At 68.6% G+C, this 17195-nt stretch carries 18 protein-coding genes; 5 read left to right on the top strand and 13 right to left on the bottom strand.

The features are described from left to right. Positions 1-83: 83 nt before the first annotated feature. Positions 84-635 carry a cysteine hydrolase family protein gene (locus LE548_RS19300; protein WP_225098122.1) on the bottom strand — a complete coding sequence of 184 codons (552 nt, stop codon included), beginning with the start codon at positions 633-635 and terminating at the stop codon, positions 84-86. Between the two features lie 52 nt (positions 636-687). On the opposite strand from LE548_RS19300, the gene LE548_RS19295 reads away from it, so the two are divergent. Next, entirely contained in the window at positions 688-1269 is a 582-nt protein-coding gene (locus LE548_RS19295; RefSeq protein WP_225098121.1) for a GNAT family N-acetyltransferase, read from the top strand. Positions 1270-1332: 63 nt separating this feature from the next. On the opposite strand, the gene LE548_RS19290 is transcribed toward LE548_RS19295, so the two are convergent. The 9 genes from LE548_RS19290 to LE548_RS19250 form a co-directional block, all read right to left on the bottom strand. Next, the gene (locus tag LE548_RS19290; RefSeq protein WP_225098120.1) at positions 1333-2829 is read right to left on the bottom strand and encodes a type IV secretory system conjugative DNA transfer family protein; all 1497 of its coding nucleotides are present in this window, start codon (positions 2827-2829) and stop codon (positions 1333-1335) included. Between the two features lie 29 nt (positions 2830-2858). After that, positions 2859-4271, bottom strand: a complete 1413-nt coding sequence (locus tag LE548_RS19285) for an ATP-binding protein (protein ID WP_225098119.1) — start codon at positions 4269-4271, stop codon at positions 2859-2861. A gap of 14 nt (positions 4272-4285) precedes the next feature. Then, on the bottom strand, positions 4286-5848 hold the full coding sequence (locus LE548_RS19280; RefSeq protein WP_225098118.1) for an SCO6880 family protein: 1563 nt from the start codon (positions 5846-5848) through the stop codon (positions 4286-4288). Further along, entirely contained in the window at positions 5845-7179 is a 1335-nt protein-coding gene (locus LE548_RS19275) for a hypothetical protein (RefSeq protein ID WP_225098117.1), read from the bottom strand. The genes LE548_RS19280 and LE548_RS19275 overlap by 4 nt, the downstream gene beginning before the upstream one ends. Then, positions 7169-8008 carry a hypothetical protein gene (locus tag LE548_RS19270; protein WP_225098116.1) on the bottom strand — a complete coding sequence of 280 codons (840 nt, stop codon included), beginning with the start codon at positions 8006-8008 and terminating at the stop codon, positions 7169-7171. Before LE548_RS19270 ends, LE548_RS19275 begins: the two co-directional genes overlap by 11 nt. Before the next feature lie 123 nt (positions 8009-8131). Beyond that, on the bottom strand, positions 8132-8440 hold the full coding sequence (locus LE548_RS19265; protein WP_009189392.1) for a hypothetical protein: 309 nt from the start codon (positions 8438-8440) through the stop codon (positions 8132-8134). A gap of 382 nt (positions 8441-8822) precedes the next feature. Beyond that, positions 8823-10106 carry a S53 family peptidase gene (locus tag LE548_RS19260; RefSeq protein ID WP_225098115.1) on the bottom strand — a complete coding sequence of 428 codons (1284 nt, stop codon included), beginning with the start codon at positions 10104-10106 and terminating at the stop codon, positions 8823-8825. A gap of 340 nt (positions 10107-10446) precedes the next feature. Next, positions 10447-11808 (bottom strand): S53 family peptidase, encoded by a 1362-nt coding sequence (locus LE548_RS19255; protein WP_225098114.1) that lies wholly within the window; start codon positions 11806-11808, stop codon positions 10447-10449. 275 nt (positions 11809-12083) lie between these two features. Beyond that, positions 12084-12689 (bottom strand): TetR/AcrR family transcriptional regulator, encoded by a 606-nt coding sequence (locus LE548_RS19250; RefSeq protein ID WP_225098113.1) that lies wholly within the window; start codon positions 12687-12689, stop codon positions 12084-12086. 62 nt (positions 12690-12751) lie between these two features. Between LE548_RS19250 and LE548_RS19245 the strand changes: the two genes are divergently transcribed. After that, the gene (locus LE548_RS19245) at positions 12752-13654 is read left to right on the top strand and encodes an oxidoreductase (RefSeq protein WP_225098112.1); all 903 of its coding nucleotides are present in this window, start codon (positions 12752-12754) and stop codon (positions 13652-13654) included. A gap of 179 nt (positions 13655-13833) precedes the next feature. Here LE548_RS19245 and LE548_RS19240 read toward each other — a convergent pair whose 3' ends face one another. From LE548_RS19240 to LE548_RS19225, 3 genes are all read right to left on the bottom strand, one after another. After that, positions 13834-14229: a hypothetical protein gene (locus tag LE548_RS19240; RefSeq protein ID WP_225098111.1), complete on the bottom strand. Its 396-nt coding sequence runs from the start codon at positions 14227-14229 to the stop codon at positions 13834-13836. 256 nt (positions 14230-14485) lie between these two features. Continuing rightward, positions 14486-14791 (bottom strand): hypothetical protein, encoded by a 306-nt coding sequence (locus tag LE548_RS19230; protein WP_225098110.1) that lies wholly within the window; start codon positions 14789-14791, stop codon positions 14486-14488. Beyond that, positions 14788-14976: a toxin-antitoxin system HicB family antitoxin gene (locus LE548_RS19225; RefSeq protein WP_225098109.1), complete on the bottom strand. Its 189-nt coding sequence runs from the start codon at positions 14974-14976 to the stop codon at positions 14788-14790. Before LE548_RS19225 ends, LE548_RS19230 begins: the two co-directional genes overlap by 4 nt. 112 nt (positions 14977-15088) lie before the next feature. On the opposite strand from LE548_RS19225, the gene LE548_RS19220 reads away from it, so the two are divergent. From LE548_RS19220 to LE548_RS19210, 3 genes are all read left to right on the top strand, one after another. Beyond that, entirely contained in the window at positions 15089-15715 is a 627-nt protein-coding gene (locus tag LE548_RS19220; protein ID WP_225098108.1) for a hypothetical protein, read from the top strand. 208 nt (positions 15716-15923) lie between these two features. Beyond that, the gene (locus tag LE548_RS19215) at positions 15924-16316 is read left to right on the top strand and encodes a contact-dependent growth inhibition system immunity protein (protein WP_225098107.1); all 393 of its coding nucleotides are present in this window, start codon (positions 15924-15926) and stop codon (positions 16314-16316) included. Further along, positions 16313-17188, top strand: coding sequence for a hypothetical protein (locus LE548_RS19210; RefSeq protein ID WP_225098106.1), 876 nt, complete (start codon positions 16313-16315; stop codon positions 17186-17188). The genes LE548_RS19215 and LE548_RS19210 overlap by 4 nt, the downstream gene beginning before the upstream one ends. Positions 17189-17195: the final 7 nt, after the last annotated feature.

Here is a 17195-nt window from a genome sequence, read left to right as displayed (position 1 = left end):
GTGGGAGAGTAGGACGCCGCCGAACAATTCTTGGGAAAGGCCCACGCCGGATGGCGTGGGCCTTTCTGCATTTCAGGGTCTTTTCAGAAGGTCACTTCGGCGGTCTCGACCGTTCCGCCCTGGCGGCCAGGTGCGTGCTGGTTGCTCCAGTAGAGGTTCGTGTGGGCGATGACCTGCTCGGGGGCCGGCGCGCCGTACTCGGTGAGGTCCTCCGTGGTGTGGGCGTCGGCGACCAGCGTCGCGTCGTAGCCCCGTACGAGGGCGCCGTGCAGGGTCGAGCGGATGCAGCAGTCGGTCTGGGCGCCCGTAACGAGGAGGCGGCCCACGCTCCGCTCGGCCAGGACGGACTCCAGGTCGGTGTCCTCGAAGGAGTCCGGGTAGCTCTTGGCGACCAGGGGCTCCGCATCAACACGCTTCAGCTCCGGAACGTACTCCCAGGCCGGGGTGCCCGGCACCAGGTCCTCGTCCTGGTGCTGCACCCAGATCACGGGTACGTCCGCCGCACGGGCCCTGTCGATGAGACTGCCGATGTTGGCGATGACCTTTTCGCGGTCCGGCGAGTTCGGCACCACCACGCCGTTCTGTACGTCGATGACCAGCAGTGCGGTGTGCGGTCGTTGAGGGAGTGTTGTCATGGCGACCACAATATGAGATGCCACTGACAAGGGGGCGCACTACGGTGACGGCATGACCACCAGCCATGACTACATCATCCGTGCCATACGACCGGACGACTGGCCCCGAGTGAAGCAGCTGCGGCTCGACGCGTTGCGGGATCCGGTCGCGGGCATCGCGTTCCTGGAGACCTACGAGGACGCTGTCGGCAGGCCCGACGTGTTCTACCAGGAGCGGGCCGCGCGGTCGGCCGAGGAGAACAGCGGGGCCCGGCAGTTCATCGCGGAGGCGGCTGACGGGGAGTGGGTCGGCACGGTGACCGTGCTCATCGAGGAGGCCGGGACGAGGGACTGGGCGGGGCATGCCGTCGAGCGTCGGCAGGGGCATGTGGTCGGGGTGTACGTCCGGCCCGAGCACCGCGGGAACGGGCTGATCAAGGCCCTGTTCGACGCCGGTGTGGAGTGGGCGTGGCAGCGGGGTGCCGAGCGAGTGCGGCTGCTTGTGCACGAGGACAACGGCCGGGCCCAGGGGGCGTACCGGAAGGTGGGTTTCGTTCCGAGCGGGGTGCTCGTGTCGCTCGCCCAGAACGAGGCTGGGAGCGAGGTCGAGAACGAGGTGGAGTTCGTGCTGGAGCGGCGTCCCCTGGACCGATAGTTCTCAAGCCGGTAGTTCTCAAGCCGGTAGTTCTCAAGCCGGTAGTTCTCAAGCCGGCAGCTCTCAAGCCGGCAGTTCTCGGTGCGGCCAGCGGGAGCGGGCCTGTTCGCGGGAGCGGAGCAGGGCGAGGGTGGGCAGGCCCTGGTCATGTCCGGTGGCGAGCAGGTCCGGGAGCTGGGGGAGCGGGGCGACGGCGGCGATGTCGTCGAGGACCAGGGTGAATGGTGGGTCGAGCCGACCGGAGGATGACCGTTCGGCCATGCGCCGGCCACGCTCGACCACGCTTGAGACGAGGGCCGTCAGGAGGGGCATCGCGCCGGGGGCGCTCCTCGGGTCCTCGATGGATTCGCCGACCACATAAAGCGTGCCCCCTTCGTGGACGAAGGAATCCAAGGCGAGCGCATCAGTTCGGTTGGGAGTGCAGGCCTCGCGGATGTTGACCGTGGAGAGGGCGGCGAGGGCCCGGCTGGTCAACTCCTGGGCGATGTCCCGGCGTTCGGGGTGTGCGGTGAGGGCGGCCTCCAGTTCGCCCGCGGCGCCGGGGGCGGCCTTGGGGTGGGTGCGGAGGGTGCGCACGGCGTCCTGGATCTGGGTGCCCTGGGCCCAGCGGTGGACGTGGCGGATGGTCTTGGTCTCCAGGGCGGCGGCGTGCAGGTAGCTGCGCAGGAGTGTTATCGCCGTGTCCGCCACCGCCTGGTCGATCTTGGCTGTGGGCTGGACCGGGGCGAGGAGGGCCGTTGCCCTGTGCAACGCCGTTTGTTTGTCTTCGCAGCCGGCCGTGGGGGACCAGTGGAGGCGGGCCGGGGTGTCGCAGAGGTGGGTGGGGTCGTAGAGGAGGGTGGGGCCCAGTTTGGCTCTCGCGTCTTTCGTCTCTGCCCAGAGGGTGGGGTTCGAGGTGACGACGAGGGCGGGGCCTTCCGCTTCGCGTACGGCGTGGGTCGCGGTTGTCTGGCGGGTTTCCCTGGGGGCGATGTGGAGCTTGTCCCACCCGCCCATGCGTTCACCGTCGGCCGCGAGGCCGGACAACGGGGCTTCCGGGACCGCCTCCTGAAAGGTCTCCGTCGGCTCCGGCTCCGGCTCCCGCTTCCGCTCCGGCTCTCGCTCCGGAGGCGACCACTGCGGCTGGGGCTCCCCGCGTGACTCCGGCACCTCGTGGCTCGGCGGCCGCTGCCCTGCCACGGCCGCCTTGCCCCGCGCCCGCCCCGCCCGCCAGCGCGCCACCGCGCCCATCACGAACACGGTGAGGACGAACAGGATCATCAGCTGGCCGAGGAACAGTCCCCAGAACAGGCCCCAGCCGGAGAGCTGGTTCGCGGGGGTGTCGGGCCAGGCGCCGGTGATGTCGTGGGGCTGGGCGATGAGGTGACGCATGGCCAGCGGGGTGCGGGTGAAGGTGACGGCGGTGGGCCAGGTGCCCTTGGCGAAGAGGGCTGCCAGGCCCGTGGCCGTCCACACGAGCAGGGTGATGCCGAGGAGGAACGCGAGTATGCCGATCAGGAGGCCGTCGGGGATGCCGCCCTGGCCCTCCCGCCGGTCCGTGCGGCGGTCGTCCGGTCTCACGCCTGTGCCCTTTCCTCTGCTCTGCTCCGCTACGCCACCGTCGACTCGGAGTCGCCCAGGTGCTGTTCCACGAAGGCCGCCGCCCGCTGTTCGGCCTCCAGTTCGGCGGCGCGCAGCGCCTCGTCGGCGACGAGGTCGCTGGAGGATTCGGTCATCGCGCGGTCGGTGAAGACCAGGGGGCGTTCCGTCTCGGTGACCAGGTGTTTGACCACCTGGACGTTGCCATTGACGTCCCATACGGCGATGCCGGGGGTGAGGGTGGGGATGATCTCCACCGCCCAGCGGGGGAGGCCGAGGACCCGGCCCGTGGCCCTCGCCTCGTCGGCCTTCTGGGCGTAGATCGTCCTGGTGGAGGCCATTTTCAGGATCGCGGCCGCCTCCTTCGCGGCCGCGCCGTCGACCACGTCGGACAGGTGGTGGACGACCGCGACGAAGGACAGGCCGAGCCGCCGGCCGAACTTCAGCAGGCGCTGGAACAGCTGGGCCACGAAGGGGCTGTTGATGATGTGCCAGGCCTCCTCGACCAGGAAGATGCGCTTCTTCCGGTCGGGGCGGATCCAGGTGTGCTCCAGCCATACGCCGACGATCGCCATGAGGATGGGCATGGCGATGGAGTTGCGGTCGATGTGGGACAGGTCGAAGACGATGAGGGGGGCGTCGAGGTCGATGCCGACCGTCGTGGGGCCGTCGAACATGCCGCGCAGGTCACCGTCGACCAGGCGGTCCAGCACCAGGGCCACGTCCAGGCCCCACGCCCGTACGTCGTCTATGGCGACGTTCATCGCCTCCGCCGACTCCGGCTCGGGGTGCCGTAGCTGTTCCACGATGTCGGTGAGGACCGGCTGGCGGTCCAGGATCGTCTCGTTGACGTAGGAGTGGGCGACCTTCAGGGCGAAGCCGGAGCGTTCGTCCAGGCCGTGGCCCATCGCGACTTCGATGATCGTGCGGAGCAGTGCGAGCTGGCCTGTCGTCGTGATCGACGGGTCGAGGGGGTTGAGGCGGATGCCGTGGTTCAGGGCGGCCGTCGGGTCGAGCCGGATGGGTGTTATCCCCAGCTCCTCCGCGATGAGGTTCCATTCGCCGACGCCGTCCTCGCCCTGGGCGTCGAGGACGACGACCTGGCGGTCCTTGAAGCGCAGCTGTCGTAGGACGTAGGTCTTCTCCAGGGCCGACTTGCCGTTGCCGGACTCGCCGAGGACGAGCCAGTGGGGGGCCGGGAGCTGCTGGCCGTAGAGCTGGAAGGGGTCGTAGATGTAGCCCTTGCCGGAGTACACCTCGCGGCCGATGATGACGCCGGAGTCGCCGAGGCCGGGGGCGGCCGTGGGCAGGTAGACGGCCTGGGCCTGGCCCGTGGAGGTGCGGACCGGGAGACGGGTCGTCTCGACCTTTCCGAAGAGGAAGGACGTGAAGGCGTCGGTGAGGACGGACAGCGGATCCCGCATCGGTGAATCAGCCCCTACCTTCGGATGCCGGTGGCGAAGGGAAGTGTGTTCACGAAGGCGCGGTGGTGCTCTCGGTCGCACCACTCCAGCTTGAGGTACGACTTGCCGGCGGAGGCCCTTATCGTGCGCTTGTCGCGGGCGAGGGCCTCGGGGGTGCGGGCGGAGACGGTGATGTAGCCGACGAGGTTGACGCCGGCGGCGCCGCTGGCGAGGTCTTCGCCGCGCTGGTCGAGGCGGTTGTGGGCGGCGACGTCCCGGGGGTCGACGGTCCGGTTCATCTTGGCGGCGCGGGATGCCTCGGCCTCGTCGTTGGTCTTCTCGGTCAGCATGCGTTCGATGGCGATCTCGGTGGGTTCGAGGTCCATCGTGACGGCGACCGTGCGGATGACGTCCGGGGTGTGGACGAGGAGGGGCGCCAGGAAGTTGACGCCCACCGGGGTCATCGGCCACTCCTTCACCCAGGCGGTGGCGTGGCACCAGGGGGCGCGGGTGCTGGACTCGCGGGTCTTGGCCTGGAGGTAGGTGGGCTCCATGGCGTCGAGCTCGGCCGGCCAGGCGTTGCGCTGGGTCATCGCCTGGATGTGGTCGATGGGGTGGTCGGGGTCGTACATGGAGTGGATCAGCGAGGCGAGCCGGCCCTGGCCGAGCGGCTGGCGGACGCGGATGTCGGCCTCCTGGAGGCGCGAGCAGATGTCGGTCAGCTCGCGGGCCATGACGACGGCGAGGCCGGCGTCGCGGTCCAGCTTGCGGCCGGACTGCGGGCGGGCGGCGCGGGCCATGGCCTGGGCCTCGGCGGCCAGCTCGCGGGTGTAGTGCATGCAGGCGACGAGGTAGGCGCGGTGCTGCTCGCTGCTGGTGGAGACCATGGACTGGAGCTGGTCGTAGGAGCGGGCCAGCCAGTCCGGGGCGCGGTCGTCGCCGCGCAGGGCGACGTCCTTGGCGTGCGCGTCGGGGTCGGCGGGCAGGGTGCGGGCGAGCATCTGGAGGCGGGTGACGAAGCCGTCGCCGTTGGCCACGTGCTTGAGGAGGGTGCCGAAGCGGTCGACCAGGGCTTCCTGGTCCTCGGAGTCGCGCAGGCCGACGCCGGGGCCCTCGATCTCGATGGCGGCGGTGACGGTCTTGCGGTCGGCGTGCAGCAGTACGGCGATCTCGTCGGGCCCGAAGGGGGCGGCGAGCCAGCTGATGCGGCCGATGCCGGGCGGCGGCCCGATCTCGACCTCGCGGCCGTCGATGCGGGTGCCGGCCTCCATGGCGGTGGAGCGGTAGAGGGCGTTGCCGCCCTTGACGGTGCGCTTGTAGCTGCGGTTGATCTCGAACCACTTGTAGAAGGTGCGGCGCTTGTACGGCACGTAGACCGCGGCGAGCGCGAGCAGCGGGAAGCCCGTGAGCAGCACGATCCGCAGGGAGAGGACCGGGACGAGGAGGCCGCACATCATGCCGAGGAACGCGCCCGCGACGATCAGCGCGATCTCGCCGGACTCGCGGTTCCGGCCGACGATCGCGTTGGGCCGGGCGCGGCCGATGAGATACGTACGGCGGGGCGTGACCGGATGGGACAGGTGGGACTCGGTCGTCAACGCCCTTCACCTCCTGAGCGGTTGTTGCGGGCGTTGCTGGCGTGCGGGGTGTTGGCCGGGCTGGGCGCGCGGGGCGCGGGCGTGGCGGAGGGGACTGCTCCGCCACCGCCTCCGGAGGGGCGGCTGCTGTGGGCGGCGACTCCGCCGGAGGCGGGGTTGGCCGGGCGGGGGGTGCTGCTGCTGGTGCCGCCGCCTCCGTTGTTGTCGGCGCGGGAGCTGTGGGTCTTGATGCCCTGGGCGACGAGGGTGGCGGGGGAGCTGATGACGGCGGCGGCCTTGCTCTCGGCGCCCTGCATGATGCGGTTGTTGCGGCCGTTCGCGATCTCGTCGCCGAAGCCGGGGACGAAGCGGTAGATCATCGCGCTGGCGAAGATGGCGAGCAGGATGATGGCAAGGCCGGAGACGACGGCGGAGAAGGAGCCGGGACCGTTGCCGCTCGACAGCGCGCCGGCGAGGCCGAGGACGATCACGATGACCGGTTTGACGAGGATGACCGCGATCATGATGCCCGCCCAGCGCCGTACGTGCCCCCACAGGTTCTTGTCGACGAGGCCGGCGTAGACGACGGTGCCGAGGAGGGCGCCGACGTAGAGGAGCGCGGCGCGGATGACCAGCTCCAGCCAGAGGACGCCGGCGGCGAGGATGCTGACCAGGGAGACGACGATCAGCATGATGGGGCCGCCGCCGATGTTGTTGCCCTTGGCGAGGGCGCCGGAGAAGGTGCCGAAGAAGGTGTCGGCCTGGTCGCCGGTGGCTTTCGCCAGGACGTCGCTGACGCCGTCAGTGGCTGATACGACGGTGTAGAGGATCAGGGGGGTGAAGGCGGAGGCGAGGACGGTGAGCCAGAGGAAGCCGATGGCCTCGGAGATGGCGGTGGTCAGCGGGACGCCGCGGACGGCTCGTTTGGCCACGGCCAGGAGCCACAGCAGGAGCGTGAGGATCGTGGAGGCGGCGAAGACGATGGCGTACTGCTGAAGGAACTTCTCGTTGGTGAAGTCGACGTTGGCGGTCTCCTTCACGGCTTTGCTGAGCTTGTCGATGGTCCAGGAGGCGGCTTCGGCGCAGCCTTTGGCGAGGGAGGAGAGGGGGTCCTGGGTGGAGGTGTCCGGGACGGTGGGGGTGCCGGATCCGCTGGAGGTGTTGCCGCGTTCACAGTACTTCTTGGCGGGGCCGCGGATCACGTCGCAGTTGTACTTGGCCGACGGTGACGGCGACGGGCTGCCCGAGGGCGAGGGCGCGGCAAAGGCGCGCGTGGCCAGCAGCACGGCCGTGGACTGTACGGCTGCCACGACTCCGGCGCGCTTCACCGTACGTTGCGGGCTACCGGGCATACGTGAACCCTCCGTACTCCTCTACGGCCTTCGTCATGTCGTCGGCGGTGGAAGCTCTCTGATCACGGCCTACGGGGACGGGCCCGTCCTTTTGCTGGAAGTCGGTGACCTTCCAGTCGTTGTTGACCCATTTCAGCTCGAAGGTGTTGGTGAACCAGCTCTCGGTCACGGGGTTGGTCGATGATGTGCCCGAGAGACCGAACAGCGACGTGTACCAGACCTCCACCGTGGCGGTATCCGTCCCTGCCGCCGTGACCTTCGTGCCAACGGGGATGACCCGGGAGACAAAGGTCTGGCCCTTCGGCGGGGTGCCGTCCTTCGTCAGACCGATGTTGGAGAGGAACTGCTGGCTGGCGTACACGTGGTCCAACTCGGACGTTCGGGAAGCGGCGACGTCGGGCGTGTAGACCGTGTTGACGATCGCGTGCCGCTTCGCCATGTCGAACATGTCGGCCGACCCCAGCGCCACCGCGTAGTTCGCCGCTGCGCTCTGCGCGCCCTGCTCGGTATGGGCGAAGCCCGACGGGATGTCGGCGGTCTTCGTGTCCACCGGGCGGGTGCCGGACGGGGCGGTGGCCGCCGCCTTTGGCTGGGCGCCCTTTCCGGATGCGCTGTCGGCGGACGAATGGTCCCCCCGATTGGCGAACGCGATCGCTGCGATCAGCAGGACCACCACGCCCACCACCGTCACCAGGCTGCGGGAGGAGGAGCGGGTGGGGCGGCGGGGGACGCCGCCGTAGGGGTCGTTCTCGGGGAGGCGGGTGCGGGTGTGGCCCGTGGCCGTGGTGTCGGCGTAGTCGGGGTAGGGCCTCTCGTCGCCGGGATTCATGCCGTGTGCGCCCCCTCACCCTCGTAGACATACGACGGTAGCCGTGCTGGTTCCCGCGCGGGCGCGGTGTGGTGACTCGACATCAGGGAAACGCAACCTCAGCAGGGGGACAGAAGAAGCGGGCTAGACCGCCATGCCGTACACGATCGTGAACAGGGTGCCGAGGGAGCCGATGATGAAGACTCCGGTGAGGCCGGCGATGATGAGGCCCTTGCCCTGTTCCGCGCTGAAGGTGTCGCGGAGGGCCGTGGCGCCGATGCGCTGTTTGGCCGCACCCCAGACGGCGATGCCGAGGCACAGGAGGATGGCCACCGCCATCACCACCTCGATCATCACCTTCGCCTCGTTGCCCAGGCTGCCGAAGGGGCCCCAGTTCGGGGCGATCCCGCCGATGATGGTGTTGATGTCTCCCTTGTCGGCCGCAAAGAGCATGTAAGTCACCGCCCCTGGTGGGTAGTTCCGCGTGGCCCCCGCGGTGTGCGGAGGCAGGTCTCATTGTCGCCGACAACTTCGCGGTCGTATGTCGACTTGACGTCATTGACTGGCGGGTTTCGTACGAATACCTCGTATGGTCACTCTGTGTATCACGGCAGGTCACGCCGGGCAACGAGATACGAGCGGAACCTGTCGTGTGGTTCCGTCGTTGTCCTCCCTTACGACCTGGCGCGGTTTCTGACGGCCGGTCGGGTGAGGCGTCGGGATGATGTTCTCATGAGGGACGGGCGGAAAATGGACATGGGCCCCGGCAGCGGGTGCCGCCGGGGCCCATCACCTGCAAGGTTGACGCTCGGTCAGTCGGTTTGTCAGTCGGTTGTCAGCCGGTGAAGGCCGCCGTGCCCTCCGGGGTGCCCCAGCCGGTCGGCCCGTCGTAGCCGGACCTGGCGGTGCACAGGTAGCTGGGGGAGCAGCTGCCGTTGTTGCCGCTGGTGACGTCGTTCAGTGCGGAGGTGCCGGCCGCGGTGTACGGGAACTTGGCCGGGTAGCTGCTGCTGGACGGGGTGCCGGCGAGGGCGTAGACCGAGGCGATGATGGGCGAGCTGGCGCTGGTGCCGCCGAAGGTGTACCAGCCGGCCGTCACTCCGTAGGAGTCGTAGACGGAGACGCCCGTTGCCGGGTCGGCGACGGCGGCCACGTCGGAGATCGTGCGCTTGGTGCAGCCGGTGTCGGTCTGCCAGGTCGGCTTGGCGTCGTAGGCGGAGCAGCCGGATCCGGTTCCCTCCGTGCTGCTCGTCTTCCAGACCGACTCCGTCCAGCCGCGGGAGTTGGACGAGGTCGACAGGGCCGTGCCGCCGACCGCCGTCACGTACTTCGAGGCGGCCGGGTATTCGGCGCCGTAGGCGCTGTCACCTGCGGAGACGGTGATGGCGACGCCCGGGTGGTTGAAGTAGGAGGAGTCGTACGACGTGTCCGAGGACGATTCCGAGCCGCCGTAGCTGTTGGAGACGTACTTCGCGCCCAGGGTGACCGCCTCGTTGACCGCCTTGCCGAGGTTGGCCATCGTCGCGGACGTGGCCTCGACCAGCAGGATCTTGCAGTTCGGGCAGACGGCGGAAGCCATGTCGAGGTCGAGGGACTCCTCCTCGGCCCAGCCGCTGTCGGCGGAGGGCAGGGAGGTGGTGGAGCCGGTCTGGCTGACCTTCTTGAAGCAGCCGTTGGAGGTGGTGCAGGAGGGCAGGCCGTAGTACGAGCGGTACTTGGCCAGGTCGGCCGCGGCGTTCGGGTCGTCGTAGGCGTCCACGATCGCGATGGTCTCGCCGGAGCCCTTGGAAGCGGCGGCGGAGGTGAGGCCGTAGGCCGACTGGAGGTCGGAGGGGCCGTAGCCGGAGGGGGTGGAGGCGTCGGCGGCCTTCGGGGTGATGCCGTCTCTCGCGGCCCGCTGCTTCTGGAAGGCGGTGAGGCCGCCGGTCACCCGGAAGGAGTTACAGGCGAGTTCGCCCTGGTGCTTGGGGGTGGCACAGGGGGTCGCGGTCCAGGTCGCCGTCGGCGAGGGTGCCGCCGCGTTCGCGTGGGCCGCGGTGCCGAGGCCGGCGAGGGCGAGTGCCGCGGTCGCCGTGAAGGCGGTGCCGAGGCGGCGCCACCGTGGGGGAGTCGTACGCATGTGAGCAGCTCCTGATGTCCGGTGGGGTGGGGAACAGGGCTGTGCGGGTGCGTGCGGCGATACGACGATGACTGTGGCTTGTTGAGTACGCGACAACAAGGGTTCCCTGGAATCCTGGCGTCCGCCTTACCGAAGGATTCCGTTCACTTGGCTCAATACACAGGTGTTTCAGGGGAGTTGGATAGGGAAAACGGGCCGCGGCCGGCTGCCGTGGCCCGTTTTCCTTTCCATGCCGCCGAGGGGACCCCACGTCCCCCTCCAGCTGGCGGCTCCCCGTGACCCGACGGGGTGGATCAGGTGGTGGATCAAGGGGTGGATCAGGTGGTGGATCAGGTGGTGCTCAGCTCGCGCTGAAGGCGCTCGTGCCCTGCGGGGTGCCCCAGCCGGTCGGGCCGTCGTAGCCCGTCTCGGCGTTGCAGAAGTAGTCGGTGTCGCAGGTGCCGTTGCTGCCGCTCGTCACGTCGTTCAGGGCGGAGGTGCCGGCCGCGTTGTACGGGTACTGCGCCGGGTAGTCGCTGCTGCCCGGGGTGCCGGCGAGGGCGTAGACCGAGGCGATGATCGGCGAGGAGGCGCTGGTGCCGCCGTAGGTGTTCCAGCCGCTCGCCTGGTAGGTGTCGTAGACCGAGACGCCGGTGGCGGGGTCGGCCACGGCGGAGACGTCGCCGATCATGCGCGTGGAGCAGCCGCTGTCGGTCTGCCAGCTGGGCTTGGGGTCGTAGGCGGAGCAGCCGGAGCCGGTGCCCTCGGTGCTGGACGTGCCCCAGACGGACTCGGTCCAGCCGCGGCTGCTGGAGTCCGCCGACAGGGAGGTGCCGCCGACGGCGGTGACGTACTGGGAGGCGGCCGGGTACTCGGCGCCGTAGGCGCTGTCGCCCGCGCTCGCGGTGATGGCGACGCCCGGGTGGTTGTAGTACTGGGTGTCGTACGTCGTGTCGGAGGAGGACTCCGAGCCGCCGTAGCTGTTGGAGACGAACTTGGCGCCCAGCTTGACGGCCTCGTTCACCGCGGTGCCGAGGTTGGCGTCGGACGCCGACTTGGCCTCGACGAGGAGGATGTTGCAGTTCGGGCAGGTCGCGCTGACCATGTCGAGGTCGAGGGACTCCTCACCGGCCCAGCCGCTGTCGGCGGTGGGGAGCGAGGTGGTGGAGCCGGTCTGGCTGACCTTCTTGAAGCAGCCGTTGGAGGTGGTGCAGGCCGGCAGGCCGTAGTACGAGCGGTACGTCGCGAGGTCGGCCGCCGCGTTCGGGTCGTCGTAGGCGTCCACGATCGCGACGGTCTCGCCGGAACCGTTGGAGGCGGCGGCGGAGGTGAGGCCGTAGGCCGACTGGATGTCCGAGGGGCCGTATCCGGTGGGGGAGGCGGACGCGGCGTTCGGCTGCACAGTCTTGGGCGCGATGCCCTTCAGGGCCGCCTGCTTCTCCATGAAGGCGGTGGTACCGCCGGTCACGCGCAGCGCGTTGCAGGCCGCGAAGCCCTTCTTCGGCGTCGCGCCGCAGGCCTTCTCGTAGCGCACGTGGGCCTTGGCGACCTGGGCGGCGATGGTCTTCGCGCTCACCTTGTGGGGGGCGGTGGCGGTGTCCGCGTTGGCCTGGGCCGCGGTGCCGAGGCCGGCGAGGGCGAGCGCGGCGGTGGCCACGGCGGCCGTGCCGAACCGGCGCCATCTGCCGGGTATATGGGGGGAGTTGGGGGTGGACGTACGCAAGGTACAGCCTCCTGATAGTGGGTGACAGAGGCCTGCGGGTGTGGGGGTCCACCGGTGGGTGACCGGTGGGGGCGGCGGCCCGGGACCGACCTTCGCTTGTTGAGTACGCGACAACAAGAGGCTTGTGGAATCCTGACTACCGCGTTACTGAAGGCGGCCGAGGGATTGCTGATCAATAGCCGTGTGCTGGCCGTGTGCTGGGGGTGGCTTGACCTGGGGCACAGAGCGGGCGCAGGGCGGGGCTACGCGCGTAACTGATGGGGGGCTGACGCGTGTTACCGCGGCCGGAGGCCGTTCAGCAGCAGGTGGACGTGTTCGTCCAGGCCGTTGATCGACTCCTCGGCGGGGAGTGCGCCGTGGGTGATGAGGGTGGCGAGGCCGTGCAGGCTCGCGGCGGCGGCCATGGTGATCCGCTCGGGGTCGCCCGCGACGATCTGCCCTTGCTCCTGGGCCTCCGCGATCATCCGCGTGATGGAGCCGAGGGAGTGTTCGACGGCCGAAGCGAGCAGGTCGGAGCTGTCGGGGTCGTGCTTGCGGGTGAACATCAGCTCCAGCAGCTCGGGGTTCGCCATGGCGAAACCGAGGTAGGCGCGGGCGAGGGCGGTCAGGCGTCCCTCGAAGTCGAGGCCGGGGCTTTCGACAGCCGTGTCCAGGGCCCGGTTGAGGCGCTCGTACCCGTCGAGGGCGAGGGCGTCGAGCAGGGCCTGCTTGTCCTTGAAGTGCCGCCCCGGGGCGGCGTGGCTCACGCCGGCGTCACGGGCCAGCTCGCGCAGCGAGAGTGCGCCGACCCCCTTCTCGCGCAGGGTGCGCTCGGCGCTCTTGAGCAGGGCGGTGCGCAGGTCTCCGTGGTGGTAGGGGCGGCTGGTGGGCTGGCGCGGCATGCGGACCATCGTATCGCGATGTTGTCATTGACATCTTTGTTGTCGATGCCTACATTCGGGGTATGGCTGATACGAAGAAGTGGAACGTGACCGACCTCCCCGACCAGACCGGCCGTACGGCCGTGATCACCGGCGCCAACAGTGGCCTCGGCCTCGTCACCGCCGAGGCGCTGGCGCGGGCCGGGGCGCATGTGGTGTTCGCCGTACGGGATCTGGCGCGCGGCGGGGCTGCGGCGGCGCGGGTGGGCGGCAGTACGGAGGTGCGCCGGCTGGACCTGGCGGACCTGGACTCGGTGCGGGAGTTCGCGGACGGCTGGGACCGCCCGCTGGACCTGCTGATCAACAACGCGGGCGTGATGATGCTGCCGGAGCAGCGGACGAAGCAAGGCTTCGAGATGCAGTTCGGTACGAACCACCTCGGGCACTTCGTGCTGACGAACCTGCTCCTGCCGTATGTGACGGACCGGGTGGTGACGGTCGCCTCCGGCGCCCATCGCTTCGGCGACGGAGTGATCAGCTTCGAGGACGTGAACCTGCGCGGCCGCTACACCCCGGTCCGCGCCTACGGTCAGTCCAAGCTGGCGAACCTCTTGTTCACCCTGGAACTCCAGCGCCGCCTCACCGAGGCCGGCTCTCCGGTCCGGGCCCTGGCCGCCCATCCCGGCTACGCGGCCACCAACCTGACGAGCCACCACGGCAACGCCCTGATGAGGGGCCTCATGGCGGTCACCGACAAGCTGCTCGCCCAGAGCGACAGGGCCGGCGCCCTGCCCACGCTGTTCGCCGCGAGCCAGGACCTGCCCGGGGCGGCGTACGTCGGCCCGGACGGCCTGGGTGAGTGGCGCGGCGCGCCGACCCTGGTCAGCCGTAGCGCTGCGGCCAGCGACCCGGAGGCGGCCCGGCGGCTGTGGACGCTGTCGGAGGAGCTGACCGGGGTGGCGTGGGGGCTGAAGCCGGTGGGGTGACAGGCCCGGTCTGACCAGCCTGGTCGCGTCGCTGAGGGTCGGTCAGAGGTCGAGCACCGCGCGAAGGGCCTGGTCGATCCGGGCGACCGCGTCTTTGATCTGCCAGACATCGCCCTTGTTCACCATCGCAGTTCTGCAGGACGCATCGGTGGCTGGAGAGAGGGCCCGGCTGCGCCCGGCTATTTCTTGCCCTTCTCGTCGTTCCCCTTGAAGCAGACGACGAACGACCCTCCTGGGCCCATCTGGGTGAGCGATCCGGTTGTGCCTGGGACGTCGGAGCACGAGAAGGTATCGACGACTCCGTTCTTGTCCATCTTCAGGACCTTGTAGTCGGCGTGCGGGTCAGTGCAGTCGAGCTTCTTGGCCTTCGCTTCCTTGTCCGTCCCGATGTTCTGGAAGCAGTCACCGGCCTTGAGCGTCGCGGACTGGTCCTTCGTGTCGTGCGGGCCCAAGGTCACGAACGCCACCAGGCCCGCGATGACAAGGAGCACACCGAGGAAGATCAGGCGGTTGCGTCGTATCTGCTCCGGGGTGTACGAGGCGTTCATGCCGCCGTGGGGCTGTATGTGGGACACGGGCAGTTCCTCAGGCAGTGGGACGTGCGAAGGCGTCCACGAATCTAACCCACCCGCATCTACTCGCCGTTCGCCAACTACGCGCAGCTCACAAGGTCGGTGAAGACTTCGACAGAGGCCGTGCGAAGTGGTCGAACTCGCCTGCCTGTACGCCGAGTACGAAGGCGTTCCACTTGTGGCGGGTGGTCGTGACGACGGTGTCCGCGGAGCGGAGGAGGAGGGGCGCGTCGTCGTTCAGCGCGTCGCGCAGTGCCGTTCAGAGGTCGAGCACCGCGCGAAGGGCCTGGTCGACCCGGGCGACCGCGTCCGGTCCGATGTTTCCCAGGTAGGTGCCGTCGTCGAAGCGGGTCGTCTTGAGCTGGGTGAGATTGAGCGCCACGGCGACTGCTTCGACAGGGGCGCTCAGGTGCACGGACATGATGGTGTCGGGGTAAGCGCCGGGCGGGTGCAGCACGATGGCGAGGCAGGCGCCGAACGTCTCGTCGAGGCTGTCGAGGCTGACGACGCACACGGTGCGTTCACCTTGGGCACCCTTGATCTGCCAGATGTCGCCCTTGTTCACCACGCGTCACCCTCGCCGTCCAGCTCAGGACGGTAACCGGCTGCGACCAACTGCTTGGCCGCGTCCAGTGTGATCTGCCGCCGGATGAGACGGTCTATGAACGCGGAGACATTGCCCTCAGGGGCGTGAGTGCGAACGTAACCAGCGGATTCATCCGAGAGTGAGACGGTCATCTTCGTGGTCATACCGCGATCCTACCCGAGTCATACCAATGCAGGCAGGTCAGTCCGCAAGCCCAGTAGGGATGAGTACGACGACTCATGCCACTGTGCGATCCCCCGCCGCACGATTCTGTGCATGACACAGGAATGTCGCCGCACCAGCCCGCACCGGAAGATCGCCGCCGTGTCGGCCGTCCTGCTGGCCGTGGCCGGGGTTGCCGGCTGCACGCGGCTGTGGAACGGGGAGCCGTACCGCGTCGCAGATCCGGTGGCCACGGCGACGCGATTGGACGGATACACACAGGCCGTGTACGACGCTCTGGATCTGCCTGACGCAGAACTGGAGCCCGGCGGCAGCCCGGAGGCCGATGGTTACGGCTGCTCCTACCGGGGGCTGCGTCACCTCGACGAGGAGTTGAGTGACTCTCCCGGGAGCCCTCCGGGCGTGGTCGATGTGAGCAGCGGGTGGGCGCTGAAGAGGGTCTCCCGCGCGGAGGCGGTTTCCGCGATGCAACGGGCGCGTGCGGAACTGACGCGGCAGGGCTGGAAGGTCGCCGGTTATGAGAACTCCCGCTCTTGGCTCCGGCTGAGCTTGAAGCCCGTGAACGGCGAGGACACCGTGTCCGTGGAGGCGTACCCCGGCGACCGCCTCCAGGTCGCCGCGTATGCCGAATGCGCCCGATATCCCTCAGGTACACAGGTGAACGAACTCGGCGAGCCGGTGCTGCCGCCTCAGGTGGCGCCGGTTCAGCTGCGCAGGTGAGGTCGTCCTGATCACGCGAAAGTGGGGTGACTCACGACCACCCGTCAGATCTTTACTCGGCCTTGGTGCGGCTTGCAATCGTGAAGCGTGGACCGTGGCTAAGGTCGAACATCCAGGCGATCGGTAGAGGGGGAAGACGTCAAGTCATGGGCGACAGCGGCAAGATACTCGATATGAGGAGTCTGCCCAGAAGTTCACCGACGCCGTGATGCTGAAGCGTCAAAAGGAGATTCACGACTGGCTGACCGGCCCGAAGCAGTCGCCCAAGGAAGCGTTCAAGGTGGCTGACTGGGAGTGGCGCGAACGTTTCCCTGCCCTCGCGCACTTTCTGGGGGCGTACTTCCACCAGGACTTCGGCCTGGAGTATCAATCGCACGCTGAAGCGGTGGACGACTACCTCTCCGGTGAACCGCGCGACGAAGTCTTGGCTGCGGCCTCTGAGATCAGCGACTTCCTCAGCCTGAACCGATCAGACGACGATCTGGAAGAGGCGACCGATGTGCTGGGTCTGTGCATCGAGCCGCCGGATGAGGTCTCGCTACGCCAGTGGCTCACCGACATTCAGGGCATCATCACCCACCACTTGCGAACGCATCCATGACGTACAACCTCCTCACCGTGGAGTCCTTGACCCCCGAGACCGTCACGTCCGCGCTTGCCCAGTGCCTGCAGGTGCCTGTGCAGGAATTGGACGTGGCGGACGAGGCCAGCGACCAGGATCAGCGCAACTGGGATGCTCTGGTGCTGTGCGACACGGCAATGCTCCGAGGAGATGTGTCCACTTCCCTGGACATCTACATCCAGGAAGCGATGCAACCGCAGCCGAGCGAGCGCGAGCTGGCCTCAGCCTTCGCCCGGGCCGCCGAGGCCGTGGTGCTCTTTCCCGCCGAGGAAATGCCGCCGAGCGCGTACTGGCTGGCCACGGAGGACGGGCGGGTCACACGAGCACGCCTGTACGACTCCGACGACGAAGAACCCCGCTACACGATTGACAGGGTTGAAGCTCCCGTCGACCGACTTCCGCATGTCACCGTCGCCCGCATCCCCGAAGTGGTCCGCGAACTGAAGATCGCCACCCCGGTCGAGGATGTTTTCGCCGCGCAGCTGCACCGCACGTACCCGGAGGAGACCAGCACCGCGGGAACACCATTCTGGGAGGCAAGGAGCTCCCTGGGTGCCTGGGAGAAACTCGTCCGGCACATGGAATCCGCCTGGGCCCCCTCCGGCTGGTGTCCACCCGATCTCTATCGCGAGCGCCTCGAAACCCGAGACAAGCTGGAGCAGGTGCGCAGTCAACTTTCTCAGGATGTAGCCGCCCTGCTGCAGAACGCTCTTGAGTCCCTGGACGCCTTGTTCGCCCAGCTGACAGTCGATGACTCCGAGGGCCTCTTCCGCAAGGAGTTGGTCGGGGAGGACGTGGCCTCGGCACACGGGTGGTGGTGGAACCGCCGCCCTGAGCCTCTGCCTTGGTGACAGAAGC

Source organism: Streptomyces sp. CoH27 (assembly GCF_020181035.1).
Taxonomy (GTDB): Bacteria; Actinomycetota; Actinomycetes; order Streptomycetales; family Streptomycetaceae; genus Streptomyces; species Streptomyces camelliae.
Note: the sequence above shows the minus strand (reverse complement) of the source record. Positions and strands in the feature narration are given on the sequence as shown.

Excerpts from the sequence above, each read along its gene's own strand:
- LE548_RS19300 (WP_225098122.1), bottom strand. The coding sequence starts at position 635 with ATGACAACACTCCCTCAACGACCGCACACCGCACTGCTGGTCATCGAC.
- LE548_RS19295 (WP_225098121.1), top strand. The coding sequence starts at position 688 with ATGACCACCAGCCATGACTACATCATCCGTGCCATACGACCGGACGAC.
- LE548_RS19285 (WP_225098119.1), bottom strand. The coding sequence starts at position 4,271 with ATGCGGGATCCGCTGTCCGTCCTCACCGACGCCTTCACGTCCTTCCTC.
- LE548_RS19275 (WP_225098117.1), bottom strand. The coding sequence starts at position 7,179 with ATGCCCGGTAGCCCGCAACGTACGGTGAAGCGCGCCGGAGTCGTGGCA.
- LE548_RS19270 (WP_225098116.1), bottom strand. The coding sequence starts at position 8,008 with ATGAATCCCGGCGACGAGAGGCCCTACCCCGACTACGCCGACACCACG.
- LE548_RS19265 (WP_009189392.1), bottom strand. The coding sequence starts at position 8,440 with ATGCTCTTTGCGGCCGACAAGGGAGACATCAACACCATCATCGGCGGG.
- LE548_RS19260 (WP_225098115.1), bottom strand. The coding sequence starts at position 10,106 with ATGCGTACGACTCCCCCACGGTGGCGCCGCCTCGGCACCGCCTTCACG.
- LE548_RS19250 (WP_225098113.1), bottom strand. The coding sequence starts at position 12,689 with ATGCCGCGCCAGCCCACCAGCCGCCCCTACCACCACGGAGACCTGCGC.
- LE548_RS19245 (WP_225098112.1), top strand. The coding sequence starts at position 12,752 with ATGGCTGATACGAAGAAGTGGAACGTGACCGACCTCCCCGACCAGACC.
- LE548_RS19225 (WP_225098109.1), bottom strand. The coding sequence starts at position 14,976 with ATGACCACGAAGATGACCGTCTCACTCTCGGATGAATCCGCTGGTTAC.
- LE548_RS19220 (WP_225098108.1), top strand. The coding sequence starts at position 15,089 with ATGACACAGGAATGTCGCCGCACCAGCCCGCACCGGAAGATCGCCGCC.
- LE548_RS19215 (WP_225098107.1), top strand. The coding sequence starts at position 15,924 with ATGCTGAAGCGTCAAAAGGAGATTCACGACTGGCTGACCGGCCCGAAG.
- LE548_RS19210 (WP_225098106.1), top strand. The coding sequence starts at position 16,313 with ATGACGTACAACCTCCTCACCGTGGAGTCCTTGACCCCCGAGACCGTC.